A 16,923-nucleotide genomic window follows, 5' to 3' on the forward strand; every position below is an offset into this window, starting at 1 on the left:
AAGGACTGTCTGTCTTTTTAAGGAGGACATCTCATGAGCTATCCGTATCGCTCGATGCCGTCGACGCAAGCCCGCGTCGAAGTCGTCAACGCCTTCATGCGCGGCGTGTACGGCTGGATGTGCCTGGGGCTTCTGCTCACGGCCGCGGCATCCGCTTTCACGGTTTCGAGCCCGGCCATGATGCAGGCCATCTTCGGCAATCAGATACTGTTTTTCGGCCTCATCATCGTCGAATTCGGCCTGGTGCTCGGCATTTCCGCCGCCATTAACCGCCTTTCCGCCGGCACGGCCAGCGGCCTGTTCCTGCTTTACAGCGCGCTCAACGGCGTGACGCTAGCCGCGATCTTCGCGGTCTACGCCAAGGCGGTGATCATCAACGCCTTCCTCGTCACGGGCGGCATGTTCGGGGCCATGAGCCTCTACGGCCTGCTCACGCGGCGCGACCTGACCTCGCTCGGCAGCTTCCTGTTCATGGGCCTGATCGGCATCATCATCGCCTCCGTCGTCAACATCTTCACCAAGAGCGCGATGATGGACTTCATCATCTCCTGCGTGGGCGTGCTGGTGTTCCTGGGACTGACCGCCTACGACACCCAGAAGCTCAAGGTCATGGGCGAGACGGCACCGGCAGACGACGCCACCGCCGTGCGCCGGGGGACGATCCTCGGGGCGCTGACGCTCTACCTCGACTTCATCAACCTGTTCCTCATGATGCTGCGCCTTTTCAACGGCTCCAGCCGGGACTAGCGTCGCTTTCGTAAGGAATACGGCTGCGTAAGGCAGTCCGACTGGATACCTATGTTGCCTTCGATCGGTGCGGGCAAGCGCTTTGCGGGCGCGATGCGACGCGACGCCCGGAACGCATTCCCGGAGACCGGGGCATGACTCCGCAACGCCATTCCCCGGAAGCGGACCGCTGACCGTGGCCGGCGCAAGAAGACGACCGGAGGGGCGAAACAAACGCCCCTCCGCTTTTTTTTCACCCCGCGACCGCATCGTCGCCCTGTTGCGGCGGCTGCTGCTCGCGCTCATGGTCCCGGTTTCGCGCCTCTACGCGCTCTGGCTGCGCATCAGGGTCCGGCTGCACACCATGGGCCTTTGCCGCACCTGCCGCCCGGACGCCGTGGTGGTGGGCGTGGGTGGCATGTCGGCCGAAAGCCGGGGCCGGGTGCTGCTGACCTCCTGGCTGCTCGGCTGGGCCGGGGCCCAGGACGTGGGCGCGGCCGTGGTCGCGCCCCTGGCGGAGGCCAAGCCGCCGGTCCTGCCCTACCAGGTCACGCCCGGCGGCGACCCCGACGATTCCGGCATCGAGGCGGCGCTGCTTGCGAGCTACGTGCCCGAGGCGCGCTGCCTCGTGGACAGCGACCCCATCCGCGCCGCGACCGCGGCCATGCAGGCTTTTTCCCCCCACATGCTCATCCTCCAGGACGCCCTCGGCGATCCCCGGCTGCACCGGGACACCGAACTCGCCATCCTCACCGCCGACGACCTCGGCGCGGGCTGGAACCGCGTGTTTCCCGCCGGCAGCTGGCGGTGCGACGCCTCGGCCCTGCAAAACGCCTCGGCCTACTGCGTCTTCGCCGGCCCGAACGGCCTCGACGCCGCCCTGGCCGCCGCCAAAGGCCGCCTTGGGGCCACGGGCAAGCCCATTTTCAGCCTCACCTTCGACATCTGGCGCTGGCGCGGCCAGGGCGGCGTCATCGCGTCGGGCGAACTGGCCGAGTCGCCCTACATCGCCATCCTCGGCGAATCCGACCGCGAACTCCTGCCCGACATGCTGCGCCGCCACATCGGCGCGGCCCCCCGGATGATCTTCTTCGTCCACGACCGCCACCGCTTCACCCGGCAGGATTTCGAGTTCCTGCGCGCCGACGCCGAAAGGCTCAAGGCCCGCAACATCCTGACCTCGCCGCGCTTCGAACTGAAGCTGCGCCAGGGAGGCACGGGCCTTTACGGCCATGCCGTGTGGACCTATGATCCTGAAGTGGTGTTCGGCCCGAGCCTCAACACCGACCAGTCCTTCCTCGCCTGGTGGGAGTCGGCGTTCCTGTCCGCCGCCAAGGGCCGCATCCGGCCGCGGTGACAGGGGAGAGGAAGAGAAGCCTCAGGCGGCCAGGCGGGGCGGCGGCCCCTCCTGGACCTCCCGAAAAGGGATGTCGGCGGCGTTTAGAAACGCCAAATTCCGCAAGGCGATGCGCCGCGTCTTCGAGGAGAAATCTCCCGGCCGTGTCGGAGGAATCCGCTTTTCGGAAACCGTGAAGGAGGTTCCATGCCGCGCCATTCGCGCCTTGCCGTCGTCCTTGCCCTGCTCCTGACGCTGTCCTGGAGCTGCGAGCCGGCGGCCGCGCGGCAGGATACGCCGGAAGTGCGCCTGGGCCTTGTCGCCACGTTCAGCGGCGAGGGCTTCCGCGCCGGTCGCGACGCCCTGGAGGCCGCACGGTTCGCCGTGGACGCCGCCACCGCCGCCGGCATCCCGGCCATCGACGGCACGCCCTGCCGGGTGACGCTCATCCCCTTCGACGACAAGGATTCGCCTCAGCAGGCCGCCAAGGGCGTGCGTGAGCTTGCGGCCCACAAGCACGTGACCGCGATCATCGGCCCCTACCCGAGCGGCCTGGCCAATGCCGCCGCCCTGGCCGCCGACGCCGTCGGCGTGCCGCTGATCGCCCCGGCGGCCACCGTGGCCGTGGTCACGACCGGCCGGCCCCACATCTTCCGCATCCCCTTCACCGACGCTTTCCAGGGGCTGGTGCTCGGCAGGCTTGCCCGGCAACAACTCGATCTTGCCCGCGTGGCCGTCATCGCCAACCGCGACAGCCTCTCGAGCGCCTCCCTGGCCGATGCCTTCGTCAAGGCGTTCATCCGCTGCGGCGGCAAGGCCGCGCTTTTCACCTACGCCGACCGGGACCGCGATTTCGCCAAGCTCATGGACAAGGCCCTGGCGGACGCGCCGCAGGCGCTTTTCCTGCCCAACGCCACCAAGGAAACGATCCTGCTCGCCCTGGCCGCGCGCAAGGCCGGCTTCACGGGCACGCTTATCGGCGGCGACGCCTGGGACGGCCGGGAAGTGTCCGGGCTCGACGCGTTCAAGGGAGCCTATTTCGTGGACCACTGGCGCGAAAGCGCTCCCGGCGCGCGCTCGCAAGCCTATGTCGCGGCGTTTAAAAAGGCGCGCAAGCGCAGCCCCACGGAGATCGGCGCGCTCACCCAGGACGCCGTGGACGTGGTGCTCGCCGCCGTGGCCCGGGCCGGGTCCACGGACCGCGAAGCCGTGACCAGGGCGCTCATGGACCTGCCGCCCCACGACGGCGTCACCGGCACCTTCGACTTCGTCGATGACGGCAACCCGGTCAAATCCCTGTACATCACCAAGGTCACCGACGGCGGCACGCGCCTGGAAAGCACCGTCCTCCCGCCGCCGGAACCTTGCGGGAAGTAAGAGGAAAGACGGGGAGGATGCCTCCGGAGTCCAGAAGGGGCCGTGGGCCCCTCCTGGACCACCCCAAAAGGGGAAAGATCAGGCGTCGACGGGGATGCGGCCGTCCTCGAGCAGGGCGCGCAGCAGGGCCATGCCGCCGCATTGCCTGCTCACGAGCGCATCCGACCATTTGCCGTCACTGGCGTACTTGCCGGAAACGTAGGCCGTGGTGAAGCTCCACAGGTAGGGACTCGGCGTGCCCGGATGGTAGAGCCGGTAGCCGAAGCCGTTGTAGCGCTCCAGCACGTAGGCGACGCCGGGTACGGACCAGTCCGTCCAGCGATCAAGTTTTTTGAGGCGCAACGCGTCCGCGGCGCTTTGCTCCCAGGAAAACGGCGGCTCGCCGTCCCTGGGCCGGCCGGCCGGCACGCGCACGGTGCGCGCGCCGAGGGGATCGCCGTTGTGCAGGTGCTTGCGGAAATCGAGCGCGCATTCCAGGCAATGCACGAGGCCGACCACATGGGCCGGCACGCCCGTGGCCTCGGCGACGGCCACATAGCGGGCCATGGCCGCAGCGGCGCAGATCCTTTGCGCCGTGCGCCGGACCTCGGCCAGCCGCTCGGGGCGGATGACGGCGCTGGTGAAAGTCTCGTGATATTCCCGTGACAGCTCCTCGGTAAACGGCACGACAGGCATTGCTCGCGGCTCCTGTTGCAGGTTCGGGACACCTGCAAGCCTACGAGTACATGCCGCGCCCCTTCCGTCAAGGACCGCCAAGAAGCCCCTCCCACCAGCGGAGCGGACAACACATCAGAAATTTTTACGTAAATCCCCTTTCGAGGAGGTCCAGGAGGGGGTCACCCCCTCCTGGCCGCCGGAGGCATCTTCATCTTCTCTCCCCCCTTCCCTCACACCGCCCAGGCGGCGCTGGCGCGGCGGGGGCCGGCGGAAAAGCGCATGGCCATTTCGTAGGCCACGTTGACGTCCTTCATGGCTTCCTCGTCGCCGCCGAGGTCGGGGTGGTAGAGACGGGCCATGTGGCGGTAGGCGATTTTGATCTCGTCCACGGAGCAGGGGTAGTCCAGGCAGAGGATTTCGTAGGCGCATTTGAGATTCATGCCGCCCCGGCGGGCCGCGACCCGGGCGCGGGACTGGCGGTCCTCGTCCATGCGGAACCCCGCGCCGGAAGGTCTGGCTCCGGCGCGCGACGCGCCCGTTGCGCCCGCCTGGCCCGAGGCAGTCGAGGCTCCGGCGGAAAAACGCCGGGAGGAATCGCTTTGCGAGCCTGTCGCGCCGGCTCCGGTCGTGCCGCGAAACGTGCTTTCGGTCCTCGGGCGTTCGCGATGCGTCTGGCCCGTGGCGCGCTCGCGCTGCGCCTGGCCTGTCGCGCCGCCGGCATACGAAGCCCCGGCGCGCGAGGACCGGCTGTCGTTCGTGTGCGTCTTTTCACCGGCTGTCGCGCCCTGGCGCGCGCGGAAATCCTCGGTCGTGCGTTCGGCCCCGGCGGAGGCGCGGAAGGAGGCTCCTGCGCCGGCGCGGGCGCTTTCGCCGGACCGGTTCCAGAAGCGCGTGCGCTCCGCACCGGTCGCGCCGGCCGTGTGGGCCTTGCCGTTGCCGCCCGCGGCCGCGCCGTGGGAAAAAGTCCGGCCCGCACCCGAGCCCTGGCTCCCGGCCTGGGACGCGCCTGCGCCCTGGTGGCTGCGGGACGCGAAGGGCCGCGGGCCGGAGGCGGTGCGACGCCAGGCATCATGCCCGCCGTTTCGCCCGGCCTCGGCCCCGGCGGCGGTGCGCCCGCCGGTTCTGGCCATTTTGAGATTGTGCAGGACTTCCTGGAGATGGACGAGGATTTCCTGGAGAATGGAGCGGGTGCGGTTGAGCTGGACTTCCAGGGCCTGCCAGTCCGTCGCGCCGTATGCGGATCCGGCCCCGAAGCCGCTTTGTCCTTGCGTTTGCCTGTGCATGGTCTGTCGCCCGCGCTCCCTCAGGTCTTTGCCCACGCGCCCCGACCATCCGCATCAGGAACACGCAACGACGTGATATTTCGCACTTAATCCAAGAAAACCAACCGGACTCTATCATTTTTACTGGATAGCACCGGCCAAGGCAAGGCGTAATTCCCGCCGCCCCGCACCCCCGGCGACGCTAGTGACAGGGGGAGTCTTTCTGATGTAAGGCTGTTGGCGATAGGACATAAGACGCCTCGCCGGCCAAAGCGCCCCGCGAGCGATCCGAGGGAGCCCATGAAACCGACCGACGCCGAAGTCGCCAAGCCATTCGTCGACGCCACCAAACACGTGCTCACCATGATGGCGCAGCTCGATCCCAAGCCGGGCAAGCCCTATGTGAAAAAAGCCGATGCCGCCGCCGGCGACGTTTCGGCCGTGGTCGGGCTCACCGGAGACCGCAACGGCAGCATATCCATCAGCTTCTCGAAAAAATGCGCCATCGCCGTGGTGAAGAACATGCTCGGCGACGACATCGCGGACATCATCCAGGATGCCAAGGACGCCGTGGGCGAGATCACCAACATGATCTCCGGCCAGGCCAGGGCGGGGCTGAGCCAGCTCGGGCTCAACCTGTCCTCCTCCACCCCCACCGTCATCTTCGGCGACAACCACACCATCAGCCACATCACGTCCGGGCCGGTGGTGGCCATCCCCTTCACCACGGAACACGGCGACTTCACGTTGGAGTTCTGCTTCGAGTAACACCAAGCGCCCTCCGGGACATCCCGCGGGGAGGTCGCCGTCCGACGGGGCCGCACGCAAGCGACGCCATGTCCAACGAGCCATCAGACCTTCCTCCCCGGCGCGGGCCACGACGACGCCGGGCTTTTTTTGCCGCACCCATGGTATCTAGCAATAATCGAGCCCTCCGGGGTTTTTTTGTCCTGGCCTTCTGCCTGCTGCTGTCGCTTCCGGCGGCAAAGGGCGTGTTCGCGGCCGCGGACGCCGCACCGCAGGCCGCTCCCGGGGCCGCCGCGGACGCCGAGGAGGTCCTGCCGGCCAAGCTCGAAACCGCGCTCTACAGGTTGCCCATGGGCGACCCTTCGGGGCGCGTGCTGGCGGTATTGACCCTGGTCTCCGCGCCCGGCTGGCATGCCTATGCCGTGGGTCCGGCCGAATCCGGGCAGTCCGCCCAGGCCGCCCTTGCCGCCGGCAACGCCCAGGCCCTGGTCTTTTTCCCGCCCGGCGTGCCCACGCCCGACGCGTTGGAGCCGGACAAAACCGTGCTCGTCTACGAAGGCCGCACCCCGATCTTCGTGCCTCTGACCGACGCCATGCTCGCCGCCCCGGCGCTGACCGGCCGGGTCAAGGTGTTTTCCTGTTCCGCCACGAGTTGCTGGCCGTCGACCCTCGAAGTCAACGTACCCCTGGACAAGGCCGCGGATACGGCCGCCCTGCCGCCGGCCGAGTCCGCGCCCTGGTGGCCGGTGTTTTCCGCCCTGCGCAGCGCCGCCCTGGCCATGCCCGCCGCGGTCTGCCCCGAGCCGGCCCATCCCGGCCTGCCCCGGGCCGCGTCCCAGGCCGGCGCGCCAAGCCCCGAGGCCGCCGCGCCGGCCGTGTCCGGACAGGGCTTTCCGGACAATCTCACGCCCCGCTCCTTCACCCCGGCCCTCGAAGTCTCGAGTCTGCTCAAGGCGGCCTCCCTGGCCTTCCTTGCCGGGTTCATCCTCAACTTCATGCCCTGCGTGCTGCCCGTGGTCAGCCTCAAGCTGTCCGGGCTGCTGGCGATTTGCGGCGAGGAAGGCAGGGCCGAGCGCCGGCGCATCCTGCGCGAGCACAACTTCTTCTTCGCCCTGGGCATCCTGATCTATTTCGTGGGGCTAAGCCTCCTGCTCGGCGGGCTCGGCATGGCCTGGGGCGAGATGTTCCAGTCGCCGCAGCTGGCCATCGTGGTGACAGCGGTGCTTTTTGCCCTGTCTCTCAGCCTCTTCGGCGTATTCCACCTGCCCGTGGTGGACCTCAAAATTTCCTCGGGGGGACGGGGGCACACGCGGCGCGGCGCGTTTTTGACGGGCATGCTGACCACGCTTCTGGCCACGCCCTGCAGCGGCCCGTTCCTCGGCGGCGTGCTGGCCTGGACGCTGCTGCAACCCCTGCATGTGGTGACGACGGTCTTTTGCGCCATAGGCCTCGGCATGGCCGCGCCCTACGGCGCGCTGGCCATCTGGCCGCGCCTGGTGCGCTTTCTGCCGCGTCCCGGGGCCTGGATGCACGGCCTGGAAAAGGCCATGGCCTTCATCCTGGCCGCCACCTGCCTCTATTTCCTGGCGCTTTTGCCGCCGCAGCGCCTGCTCCCGGCCCTGGCCGCCCTGTGGGCCACGGCGCTCGGGGCCTACGTGTTCGGCCACGGCGCGAACCTCTCCCACGGCCCCCTGCGCCGCGCCGGCGCGGCCGTGGCCGCCCTGGTCGTGGCCGGCGGCGGTCTGGCCTTCGCCCTGACCTACGCCCCGCCGTCCGAAACCGGCTGGGTGGCCTACACGCCCGAGGCCCTGGAGCGGCACATGGGCAAGGAAAACGTGGTGCTCGACTTCACGGCGGACTGGTGCCCGACGTGCAAGCTCCTGGAGCGCACGGTGCTGACGCCGCCCCGGGTGGCGCAGTGGGCGTTGCGGCACAAGACCGTGTTCATGCGCGTGGACCTCACCCGCCAGACGCCGCCGGCCATGGCCTTGCTGCGCGCCCTGGGCAGCCAGTCCATTCCCGTGGTCGCCTTTTTTCCTGCCGGAGAGAAGGCCGGCTCGCCGCTGGTGCTGCGCGACCTGTTCACGGCCGGCCAGTTCGAGCAGGCCATGGATCAGGCCTTCGCCGTGCCGGCGGATGCGGCGAAGAAGACGCCCTGACGCCGGCCTCAAAGCTTTTTCTTGAACCCCCAGGATTCGAAATAGCCGAGCGCGGTATAGAACGCGCGGGCTTCCTCGCGCCCGGGACCGGCGACGAGCATCGCATACAGGCAATCGCGCGCCCGGGCCCGCTCTTCCAAGGCGGCGAAAAGACGCCGGCCCACGCCCAGGCGACGGTAGGGGGCGGCGACCACCACGTTTTCCACGACCATGAACGGACGGCACGGGCCGACCACGTCCAGGCACACGATCCCGAGCGCCGTGCCGGCAAGCGCGCCGTCCGCGTCCGCGCCGAGAAGATGATAGTCGGGAAGCGCGGCCATGGCGCGAAAGGCGGCCTCAAGCCGCGTCATGTCCGTATCCAGGCCGGAGAGGGAGCGCATGAGGGCCGCCAATTGCGGCAGTTGCGCCTCGGTGATGTCCGCCACGTCCATGGGCAAGCCTCCGAATGTTTCTCCGAGGCTTGCACAGGACGCGCGCAAAGGGAATGGCCGGGGCGATTGCGCCCGGAATCGTAACCGGATGGCTTATTGTTGCGTCTGTACGGCAGGCTGGGTCGCGCCGGCAAGGACCGGCGGCTTGCCGCCGGCTTTCTCGGCGGCCACGATCTTGAAGCCCTTGTCCAGGAGCTTGGCCGTCTCGCGTTCGCGCACACGCGGATTGCGCGACCCGAGCACCACCGCGATCAGGCGCGTGTCGCCGCGCTTGGCCGTAGCCACGATGTTGTAGCCCGAGGAGCAGACGAAACCGGTCTTGAGGCCGTCCACGCCCTCGTAGCGGCCGAGCAGGGAGTTGGCGTTGTGGCGCTGACGGTTGTTGTGGGTGAAATATTGCATGGAATGGATGGTCAGCGCCTTGGGGAACTGCTCCAGGTAGGCGGCGGCCAGACGCAGCATATCGCGGGCCGTGACCAGCTGGCCGTCGGCGGGCAGGCCGTTGGGGTTCATGAAATGCGAATTGGACATGCCCAGGCGCTTGGCCGTGTCGTTCATGAGGGAAATGAAGGCGTCGACGTTGCCGTTTTCCAGATGGTCGGCCATGGTCCAGCAGGCGTCGTTGGCCGAGGCCACGGCGATGCCCTTGATGAGCTCCGTGACCTTGATCTGCTCGCCCCGGCGCAGGCGCATGTTGGAGCCGCCCTGGGTCGCGGCGCGCTCCGGGACCTCGACCACGTCCCAGGGCCGCAGCTTGCCCTGGCGAATGGCGTCGAAGATGATGTAGAGCGTAAGGATCTTGGTCAGCGAGGCCGGCGCGATCTGGACGTCGGGGTTCTGCTCGTAGAGCAGCTCGCCCGTGGTCATGTTCCAGAGCATGGCCGATTTGACGGTCAGGGTCGGCACCGTGCAGACGCCGATGTCGCCCTCTTCGTTCTCCTCGACAGGAGCGGGCGCAACGGCCTTTTTCCTGCCCTTGCGGGCCTTCTTGGCCGGCGCGGGCGCGGCGGCCTTTTTCGCGGCGACCTTCTTGGCGGCGGGCTTGGCCTTGGCCGAGTCCTTGGCGGTGTGCTCGGCCTTCTTGGCCAAGGCCGCACCGTCGCCGGCCAGGGGCGCGAGCACCAGGGCGATAACGGCCACGATGGCCGCGAACAGGGCGCGGGAGGTCTTTTGCATGCGGCAGGGTTCCCCTTGCAAGGCGAAAACGCCCGGCCGGCCGCGAAGCGTCGGCCGGGACGCCTGCGCTTGTACAAAGGCCGGTCGGGAATGTCAAAAGCCCGAACGACCGGCCGCCGTGGGCGTTGCGCCCGGGGCGCGCTTGCCGTAGGATGGGGAAATGGCGAGGGCGAGGTTCTTGCCGCGTTTCGCGCCACCCCCTGGAGCCGGACCATGCGTCGTATCTGTTTCCTTGTTTTTCTGGCAGCCCTGCCGCTCCTGGCCGGATGCGCGACCCCGCGGGAAACCGCCAACATCGAAGTCCGCACCACCGGCGACGCCATGGCCTACGGCGTGTATTACAGGAATCCCGCGGCCTCGGGACGGCGCTAGTGTCCTTGGCCAAACGCCCCCCCGCGACCCGAAGGACCAAGCGCGTGGATATTTCCTTTTTCTTGAAAGATACGGCCGTATTTTTTGAGCGAAGCAGCACCCGCGACCGCACATGACCGACAATTTCGATTTTCCGGATATCCAGGAACGCCTGGTCAAGCTCGAAGAGGCGTTCGCCGACCACAACGCCTACCAGTTCAAGAAGACCATGGCCGAACTGCGCCGCGCGGCCAAGATGCGCGCCAATGCCGCCGCGCTGTCGCGGGCGGAGCTGCTCGACTGCCGCAAGGAGTCCGAGCGCACCCGCAAACAGTGCATGGACCTGCAAGCCAAGCTCAAGACCGTGGTGGACCGCTTCGAAGGGAGTTTCACGGCCTTCGAGAAGTTCCGCAAGGCCATCCGCGTGGTGGAAATGATGCGCGGCCACGAGGACCTGCCGGTCATCCTCGAACGCATCCAGGATCTCTTCGGCCTCCACGCCGTGAGCCTCCTGCTCGATGCCGCGGAGTTCGGCCCGTTCGATCCGCCCGGGGCCAGGCTCGTGCCGCTTAACGCCATGCGCGACGCCCTGGCCGCGCTCTCGCCCGAAGCGGCCAAGGGCCGGCCCTGCATGTGCCCCGTAAGCGCCGTGCCCGATCCCGCTTTTTTCTTCGGCCCGGATTTCTGCGCCGGGCGCAAGGTGCTGCTGCTCGGCTCGTGCTTCATCTCGCCCCTGCGCGACAAGTTCGGCGCGCAGCGCCTCATCGGCATCCTGAGCTTTTTCGATTCCAACCCCGACCGCTACACCAGCGAAAAAGGGTCGGAGTTCGCCTCCCATTTCGCCGACATCCTGGGCTACACCATCGTCGACATCACGGACCGCAAAAAGGCCGAACGCCTGCGCGAGGACGTGGAGCGCATGACCCGCCACGACCTCAAGTCGCCGCTGACGGCCGTGCTCACCCTGCCGCAACTGCTGCGCCGCGACGGCAACCTGACCGAGCGCCAGACGGACATGCTGGGGCTCATGCAGCACGCCGGCTACCGCATGCTCAACATGATCAACCAGTCCCTGGACCTCTACCGCATGGAGCGCGGGGTCTACGAGCTTTCGCCCGACAAGGTGGACATGCTGTCCATCGTGGACAACATCGCGGGCGAGCTGCACGGCATGCTGGAGGCCAGCCGGCTGTCGCTTTCCGTCCTCGTGCGCGGCGCGCCGCGGGCTCCCGGCGATGCCTTCGTCGTGCGCGGCGAGGAAATGCTGCTCTACACCATGCTCTCGAACCTGGTGAAAAACGCCATGGAAGCCTCTCCCGAGGGCGCGCGCGTGACCGTGGACATGCGCGAGGGCGCGACCCTCGACGTGGCCATTTCCAATGAAGGCGCGGTCCCGGCCCGCATCCGCGACTGTTTTTTCGAAAAATACGCCACCGCCGGCAAAAAAGACGGCACGGGCCTTGGCACCTACGGCGCGCGGCTCATTGCCGAGACCCACGGCGCGAAGATCGCCATGGCCACCTCCGAGGAAGCCGGCACCACGGTGACGGTGTCCTTTCCCCGGCCCCGGCAGCCCCGAAAAGCGGCCGCCCCCGACGCCCTTTCCGCATAAGGCCCGGGACGCGTCCCGGGCAACAGCGACAGGGCATCCCCGCAACGGCAGCGTCCCGCCGGCCCCGCAAACGTGCGCCAGGCGGCATCCGACCGAATGGGAACCTTGGGGAAGAAAGGAATCACGCCTGGGCGGAGAGCATGGCGCCGCTTCGCGCGGCGCTCGTCGTACCGGCGCGGCCGTAGGCCCGAAGCGCCCGGCCCGAAGTCGCCTGGGGGGCGTCGCCCGAAGCACCCGTCGTCGATGCGCCGCCCGTTTGCGCAGCACCCGCCCGTGCCGTGCCGGCAAGGCCCGCGGCCACGGCCGCCTGGCGCGCGCCGGCTTCGCCTTCGCCGCCGTAGCTGCGTCCCTGGGACTGCGAACCGCCCTCGCCGGCCCCGGCCTCCCGCACGGGTCCGCTGCCCACATCGGCCGCCTCGGATACGGCCGGGATGGCGGCGGCCGGCGCATCGGCCGGAGCCGTGGCCCGGGGGGCGGTCGGCGGATCGGCCGCGACCGGAGCCTGGGCCCCGTAGAGCCCGAGCCATCCGTAGCCGCCGCTGTCCACCGCATCGATCATGACCATGTCCTCGTTACAACGGTTTTCACCTTGTCCACGATGCTTATCGGCAGCAACGACAAGACTCTTTAGGCCCGAGGCGAAAAAGTCTATGCTGCCCTCCCATGCCGCAGCATCCTCCGGCCGTGTACGCCGTCACCGCCAAAGGCCTCGCCCTGGGCCGCCGCCTGGCCGATCACCTCGGCGCGACGCTTTTCGCCCCGGCGCGGTTGGCCGGCGCGCACGGCGCTACGCCCTTCGATTCTCTGGCGGGCCTCGTGGCCGCGACCTTCGACGCCCGGCCGGCACACGTGTTCGTGTGCGCCTGCGGCATCGCCGTGCGCGCCATCGCCCCGCACCTGCGCGACAAGGCGCACGATCCGGCCGTGGTCTGCCTGGACGACGCCGGCCGTTTCGCCGTAAGCCTCCTTTCCGGCCATCTCGGCGGGGCCAACGACCTGGCCCGCGAACTGGCCGCGCTGACGGGCGCGGTCCCGGTGGTGACCACGGCCACGGACGCGGCCGGCGCGCCGGCCATCGAGATGCTCGCCCGCGACAACGGCCTGACGCTCGGCAATGCGCCGGCCGTGCGCCGGGTCAACGCCGCCCTGGCCGCCGGAAAGCGCGTCGCCGTGTTCGACCCGCTGGGGCTTTTTTCCGTGGCCGACGCGCAGGCGGCGGCGTTTTTCGAATGGGTGGCCGCGCCGGTCGCGCCGGACGCGGACACGCCGCTCGTCGTCGTGGACTGGCGGCTCGGGCCCGAGGCCCCGGACCGGCTGTACCTGCGGCCCAAAGTCCTCGTCGCCGGCGTGGGCTGCCGGCGCGGCGCGCCCGCCGCGGACATCCTGGGACTGCTCGAACGCGTCTGCCGGGAGCGGGGGCTCAGCCGCGACAGCATCGGCGTCGTGGCCAGCATCGCAGCCAAGCGCGACGAACCGGGGCTGCTCGAGGCGGCCGCGCAGCTCGGGGCGGCCCTGGCTTTTTTTTCACCCGAACAACTTGCCGCCGTGCCCGCGCCCCATCCGTCGGACACGGTCAAACGCCACATGGGAGTGGGCAGCGTATGCGAAGCCGCGGCGATGCTGGCCTCGGGGGGCGGGAAGCTCCTTGCGCCGAAAACCGTGACCAAATGCTCCACGGCGGCACTGTGCCTGGCCGTCTGACCGTCGTCGGGCTCGGCCCCGGCGACCCGGCGCTGCTTGCGCCCATGGCCGCCGACGCCCTGGCCGGGGCGCAGGTCGTCGTGGGCTACACCGCCTACGTGGACCTCGTGCCGCCGGACCTGCTCGCCGGCAAGACGGTCCTGGCCACGGGCATGACCGGGGAGGTGGAACGCTGCCGGGGCGCGCTCGAGGCCGCTGCCGCCGGAGAGCGCGTGGCGCTCGTCTCGAGCGGCGACGCCGGCGTCTACGGCATGGCCGGGCTGGCCCTGGAGATGCTCGAGGCCATGGGGCTTGCCGGGACCCTGGAATTCCAGGTCGCGCCGGGCATCCCGGCCGTGTGCGCCGCCGCCGCCCTGCTCGGCGCGCCGCTCACCCACGATTTCGCCGTGGTCAGCCTGTCCGACCTGCTCACGCCGCTGGACGTCATCCGCCGCCGCGTGGACGCGGCCCTTGGCGCGGATTTCGTGCTGGCGCTGTACAATCCCCGCTCCCGGCGCAGAAGCGGCCATCTTGCCGAGACCCTGGCCACGGCGGCGCGCCACCGCGCCCCGGACACCCCGGTCGGCATGGTCAAGAACGCTTTCCGCCCGGGCCAGGACATCCGCGTCACGCCCCTTGCCGCCGCCGATCCGGAGTTCGCGGACATGCTTACCCTGGTCGTTGTCGGCAACAGCGCCACGCGCATGGCCGCCGGACGCATGCTGACCCCGCGCGGCTATGCCGGCAAATACGCCTTGGGGCAGTGATTTCCGATCGTTTTGGGCTGCAATCCTTCCCCTTTTTCGGCTACGCCTCCTTGACAGCCTGTCCGGGCTGGCCGTACAAACCGTATGCGATAAATTATTCTTGGAAGGAGGTGTGAGGGATGAAAAAGGCGTTGTTTACGGTACTTGCATGTGCGGCGTTGGTGGGCTTCGTGGGTCTGCCCGTGCTGCAGGCCGTGGAAGCTCCGGCTGACCTGACCATCAAGGCTCCGGAGGGCATGGCCACCACCCAGTCTCCTGTGGCGTTCTCCCACAAGGGACATGCCAAGATCGACTGCAAGGTCTGCCACCACAAGGGTGAGGCCAACCAGAAATGCGCTTCGGCCGGCTGCCATGACAGCACCGACCCCAAGGACAAGACCAGCGAAAAGTCGTTCTACAAGGCCTACCACGACATGAAGAGCGAAAAGAGCTGCATCGGCTGCCACAAGAAGGAAGCCAAGGGCCCGACCAAGTGCCCCGAGTGCCATCCCAAGAAGAGCTAAAGCAACTGTGCGAGGCCGGGAGCCTATCCCCCGGCCTCGCCCTCCTTTTTTCCTGACGCCGCGAGCGGCCGAGGTATCCCATGGCGACCGACAAGCCCCTTCCCGACGCTGACGACGACATCATCGACCTGACCGACCTCGTGGAAGAGGGGCCGGGCGAGGGCAAGGCCGCGGCCGACGACGGTCCCGTGGACATGAGCTTCGAACAGGAGCTCGAAGACCTCTTCGGCGACGCCGACCCCGGCATGCCCAAGGATGCCGCGCCCAAGCCGGCCGCCGCTGCCGCCGCTTCCGCCGCTTCCACAGACGCCGCCGATGCCGACGACGGCGTCATCGATCTGGCCGGGCTGGGCCTGGATGACGAAGCGCCCGCCCAATCCGCCGCCGCATCCGCCACGTCTCATGACGACGACATCATGGACCTTTCCGGGCTCGGCCTCGATGAGGACGTCCCGGCGACGCCTCCCCTCAAAGCCAAGGGCGAGGTGGACGAAGCCGACGACGATCTCGATTTCGCGGGCCTCGGCTTTGACGAGGATACGGACAAGAAAGCTGCGCCCCTTTCCGAGGACGCCGCCATGGCCGACCTGTTCGCCGACGCCGACAAGGACATTGCGACGCCCGAAGCCGAACCCGAAGCGGAAGTCGCGCTCGAACCCGGGAGCGCAACCGCGCCCGAGTCCGTGCTGGCGGAAGACGCCATGGACCTCGGCGACATGGACCTCGAGGCCCTGGCCCCGGAGCCCAAGGAGGCGACGGAGGCCGACGACGCGGCCATGGCCGACCTGCTCGGCGAACTGCCTGACGCCGCGCTCCCCGAAGACATCGACGTGGCCGATCTTTCTTCCCTGTCCGCCCTGGAAGAGCCTGCCCCCGCACCCGGGCCCGCAGCCGCGGCTCCTGCCGCCGCAGCGGCCGTTGGCGCGGCGACGCTCGGCGCGGTGGCCGTGGCCGCAACCGCCGCCGCGACGCCGGCCGCCCAGGCGGGCGTCATCGACCTCGGCGCCCTGGACAACCTCATCGATGCGGCCAAGGGCCCCGCGCCCGAACCCGAGCCCGGGGCGCCCGAGGACCGGGAGCGCCTGGAGGCCCAGGGCAAGCGCCTGGAAGCCGTGGAAACGGCCATCGCCTCCCTGCTCGACCGCATCGAATCGCTTTCCGCCACGGACGGCGACGCCCTGGCCGACGCCTTGTCGGCCAGGCTCGAGGACGCCTTGTCCGAACGCCTGGAGGCGGTCCTGGCCGGGCTGCCCCAGCCGGATACGGAAGGGCTGCACGCCCGGATCATGGCCGAACTGGACACGCGCGCCGTCAAGGACCGCACCAAGATGCTGGCCGATCTGGCCAGCACCCTGGACCAGCGTTTCGAAACCCTCGTGGCGGGCCTGCCCAAGCCCGAGGCGCCGGAGGACCTGAGCGGCGCACTGGAGACGCTCGGGCAGTCCCTGGAGCGCCTGGAAGCGCAGGCCGGGGAACGCGAGACAGCATTCAAGGATTTCGCCAGCAGCGTGGAGACGCATCTGGCCGAGCTGCGCCGCGAACTGCCCGAGCCCGGGGAATTCGTCACCCAGGCGGGCCTGCACGAAAGCCTGGAGACCCTGCGCGAAACCCTGGCGCGGGATATCGCCGGCAACCTCGACGAGCGCCTCGGCGAACTGCGCCGCGAGTTGCGCGAGTCCCTGGCCGGCGACATCGCCGCCGGGCTCGACGAGCGCCTGGGAGCCGTGCGCGGCGAATTGCGCGAAGCCCTGGCCGAAGAGATCGCCGCCGCCCTCGACGAACGCCTCGGCGGCGTTGCCGAGGGCGCGCAAAAGGCCGCCCGCGAAGAGGCGCAGGCCCTGGGCGAGGTGCTCTCCGGCCGCATCGAGGCCCTGGAAACCGACCGCATCGATCCCGACGCCCTGACGCAGAAAATCCGCGACGCCCTGCTCGCCGACCTGCCCGACGCCGCCGCCATGGAGCGGCTTGCGGCCAAGCCCGACCGCAAGGACCTCGACGACGCCGTGGAGGCCCTGCGCAAGGAACTGGCCGCATCCCTGGAAAAAAGCGTGCCCCAGGTCGCGGCCACGGTCATCCGCGAGGAAATCGCCGCCCTGCTCAAGGACTTTTCCTAGGCAAAAACGCACGCCCCACGGG

The 16,923-nt window shown here is 68.9% G+C and carries 16 protein-coding genes; 11 read left to right on the forward strand and 5 right to left on the reverse strand.

Translation table 11 applies throughout. The annotated features are described in order from the left end of the window. Window positions 1-33: 33 nt before the first annotated feature. From Q368_RS0119575 to Q368_RS0119585, 3 genes are all read left to right on the forward strand, one after another. Window positions 34-747 (forward strand): Bax inhibitor-1/YccA family protein, encoded by a 714-nt coding sequence (locus Q368_RS0119575; RefSeq protein WP_029460736.1) that lies wholly within the window; start codon window positions 34-36, stop codon window positions 745-747. A gap of 175 nt (window positions 748-922) precedes the next feature. Next, the gene (locus Q368_RS0119580) at window positions 923-2,083 is read left to right on the forward strand and encodes a tetraacyldisaccharide 4'-kinase (protein ID WP_029460737.1); all 1,161 of its coding nucleotides are present in this window, start codon (window positions 923-925) and stop codon (window positions 2,081-2,083) included. Window positions 2,084-2,269: 186 nt separating this feature from the next. Next, window positions 2,270-3,439 (forward strand): ABC transporter substrate-binding protein, encoded by a 1,170-nt coding sequence (locus tag Q368_RS0119585; RefSeq protein WP_029460738.1) that lies wholly within the window; start codon window positions 2,270-2,272, stop codon window positions 3,437-3,439. A gap of 78 nt (window positions 3,440-3,517) precedes the next feature. Here Q368_RS0119585 and Q368_RS0119590 read toward each other — a convergent pair whose 3' ends face one another. Continuing rightward, on the reverse strand, window positions 3,518-4,114 hold the full coding sequence (locus Q368_RS0119590) for a peptidoglycan-binding protein (protein WP_029460739.1): 597 nt from the start codon (window positions 4,112-4,114) through the stop codon (window positions 3,518-3,520). Between the two features lie 212 nt (window positions 4,115-4,326). Then, window positions 4,327-5,379, reverse strand: a complete 1,053-nt coding sequence (locus Q368_RS0119595) for a DnaJ domain-containing protein (RefSeq protein ID WP_029460740.1) — start codon at window positions 5,377-5,379, stop codon at window positions 4,327-4,329. Window positions 5,380-5,658: 279 nt separating this feature from the next. Between Q368_RS0119595 and Q368_RS0119600 the strand changes: the two genes are divergently transcribed. Together Q368_RS0119600 and Q368_RS0119605 are read left to right on the forward strand one after the other, a co-directional pair. Next, window positions 5,659-6,126, forward strand: coding sequence for a chemotaxis protein CheX (locus Q368_RS0119600; RefSeq protein ID WP_029460741.1), 468 nt, complete (start codon window positions 5,659-5,661; stop codon window positions 6,124-6,126). A 140-nt stretch (window positions 6,127-6,266) separates the two neighbouring features. After that, on the forward strand, window positions 6,267-8,264 hold the full coding sequence (locus Q368_RS0119605) for a protein-disulfide reductase DsbD family protein (protein ID WP_029460742.1): 1,998 nt from the start codon (window positions 6,267-6,269) through the stop codon (window positions 8,262-8,264). An 8-nt stretch (window positions 8,265-8,272) separates the two neighbouring features. On the opposite strand, the gene Q368_RS0119610 is transcribed toward Q368_RS0119605, so the two are convergent. Continuing rightward, window positions 8,273-8,698 carry a GNAT family N-acetyltransferase gene (locus tag Q368_RS0119610; protein ID WP_029460743.1) on the reverse strand — a complete coding sequence of 142 codons (426 nt, stop codon included), beginning with the start codon at window positions 8,696-8,698 and terminating at the stop codon, window positions 8,273-8,275. A gap of 93 nt (window positions 8,699-8,791) precedes the next feature. Beyond that, on the reverse strand, window positions 8,792-9,874 hold the full coding sequence (locus Q368_RS0119615; RefSeq protein WP_029460744.1) for a D-alanyl-D-alanine carboxypeptidase family protein: 1,083 nt from the start codon (window positions 9,872-9,874) through the stop codon (window positions 8,792-8,794). Window positions 9,875-10,087: 213 nt separating this feature from the next. On the opposite strand from Q368_RS0119615, the gene Q368_RS26700 reads away from it, so the two are divergent. Both Q368_RS26700 and Q368_RS0119625 read left to right on the forward strand, forming a co-directional pair. Beyond that, the gene (locus Q368_RS26700; protein WP_169740610.1) at window positions 10,088-10,246 is read left to right on the forward strand and encodes a hypothetical protein; all 159 of its coding nucleotides are present in this window, start codon (window positions 10,088-10,090) and stop codon (window positions 10,244-10,246) included. Between the two features lie 112 nt (window positions 10,247-10,358). After that, the gene (locus tag Q368_RS0119625; protein ID WP_043786484.1) at window positions 10,359-11,837 is read left to right on the forward strand and encodes a GAF domain-containing sensor histidine kinase; all 1,479 of its coding nucleotides are present in this window, start codon (window positions 10,359-10,361) and stop codon (window positions 11,835-11,837) included. A 121-nt stretch (window positions 11,838-11,958) separates the two neighbouring features. Here the strand turns inward: Q368_RS0119625 and Q368_RS0119630 are convergent, their stop codons facing one another. Beyond that, complete coding sequence (locus Q368_RS0119630; protein ID WP_245611413.1) at window positions 11,959-12,402, reverse strand: hypothetical protein; 444 nt, start codon at window positions 12,400-12,402, stop codon at window positions 11,959-11,961. 98 nt (window positions 12,403-12,500) lie between these two features. On the opposite strand from Q368_RS0119630, the gene Q368_RS0119635 reads away from it, so the two are divergent. From Q368_RS0119635 to Q368_RS0119650, 4 genes are all read left to right on the forward strand, one after another. Beyond that, entirely contained in the window at window positions 12,501-13,538 is a 1,038-nt protein-coding gene (locus Q368_RS0119635) for a cobalt-precorrin 5A hydrolase (RefSeq protein ID WP_029460747.1), read from the forward strand. Continuing rightward, complete coding sequence (gene cobJ, locus Q368_RS0119640; protein ID WP_029460772.1) at window positions 13,439-14,284, forward strand: precorrin-3B C(17)-methyltransferase; 846 nt, start codon at window positions 13,439-13,441, stop codon at window positions 14,282-14,284. The genes Q368_RS0119635 and cobJ overlap by 100 nt, the downstream gene beginning before the upstream one ends. A 119-nt stretch (window positions 14,285-14,403) precedes the next feature. Further along, window positions 14,404-14,787 carry a cytochrome c3 family protein gene (locus Q368_RS0119645; protein ID WP_029460748.1) on the forward strand — a complete coding sequence of 128 codons (384 nt, stop codon included), beginning with the start codon at window positions 14,404-14,406 and terminating at the stop codon, window positions 14,785-14,787. Between the two features lie 80 nt (window positions 14,788-14,867). Further along, window positions 14,868-16,901, forward strand: coding sequence for a coiled-coil domain-containing protein (locus Q368_RS0119650; protein WP_029460749.1), 2,034 nt, complete (start codon window positions 14,868-14,870; stop codon window positions 16,899-16,901). The last annotated feature ends 22 nt before the right edge of the window (window positions 16,902-16,923 follow it).

It is taken from the genome of Solidesulfovibrio alcoholivorans DSM 5433, from assembly GCF_000702665.1.
Taxonomy (GTDB): domain Bacteria; phylum Desulfobacterota; class Desulfovibrionia; order Desulfovibrionales; family Desulfovibrionaceae; genus Solidesulfovibrio; species Solidesulfovibrio alcoholivorans.

Coding starts and splice junctions, on each gene's coding strand:
- Q368_RS0119575 (WP_029460736.1), top strand. CDS start 34: ATGAGCTATCCGTATCGCTCGATGCCGTCGACGCAAGCCCGCGTCGAA.
- Q368_RS0119585 (WP_029460738.1), top strand. CDS start 2,270: ATGCCGCGCCATTCGCGCCTTGCCGTCGTCCTTGCCCTGCTCCTGACG.
- Q368_RS0119590 (WP_029460739.1), bottom strand. CDS start 4,114: ATGCCTGTCGTGCCGTTTACCGAGGAGCTGTCACGGGAATATCACGAG.
- Q368_RS0119595 (WP_029460740.1), bottom strand. CDS start 5,379: ATGCACAGGCAAACGCAAGGACAAAGCGGCTTCGGGGCCGGATCCGCA.
- Q368_RS0119600 (WP_029460741.1), top strand. CDS start 5,659: ATGAAACCGACCGACGCCGAAGTCGCCAAGCCATTCGTCGACGCCACC.
- Q368_RS0119605 (WP_029460742.1), top strand. CDS start 6,267: ATGGTATCTAGCAATAATCGAGCCCTCCGGGGTTTTTTTGTCCTGGCC.
- Q368_RS0119610 (WP_029460743.1), bottom strand. CDS start 8,698: ATGGACGTGGCGGACATCACCGAGGCGCAACTGCCGCAATTGGCGGCC.
- Q368_RS0119615 (WP_029460744.1), bottom strand. CDS start 9,874: ATGCAAAAGACCTCCCGCGCCCTGTTCGCGGCCATCGTGGCCGTTATC.
- Q368_RS26700 (WP_169740610.1), top strand. CDS start 10,088: ATGCGTCGTATCTGTTTCCTTGTTTTTCTGGCAGCCCTGCCGCTCCTG.
- Q368_RS0119625 (WP_043786484.1), top strand. CDS start 10,359: ATGACCGACAATTTCGATTTTCCGGATATCCAGGAACGCCTGGTCAAG.
- Q368_RS0119630 (WP_245611413.1), bottom strand. CDS start 12,402: ATGGTCATGATCGATGCGGTGGACAGCGGCGGCTACGGATGGCTCGGG.
- Q368_RS0119635 (WP_029460747.1), top strand. CDS start 12,501: ATGCCGCAGCATCCTCCGGCCGTGTACGCCGTCACCGCCAAAGGCCTC.
- cobJ (WP_029460772.1), top strand. CDS start 13,439: ATGCGAAGCCGCGGCGATGCTGGCCTCGGGGGGCGGGAAGCTCCTTGC.
- Q368_RS0119645 (WP_029460748.1), top strand. CDS start 14,404: ATGAAAAAGGCGTTGTTTACGGTACTTGCATGTGCGGCGTTGGTGGGC.
- Q368_RS0119650 (WP_029460749.1), top strand. CDS start 14,868: ATGGCGACCGACAAGCCCCTTCCCGACGCTGACGACGACATCATCGAC.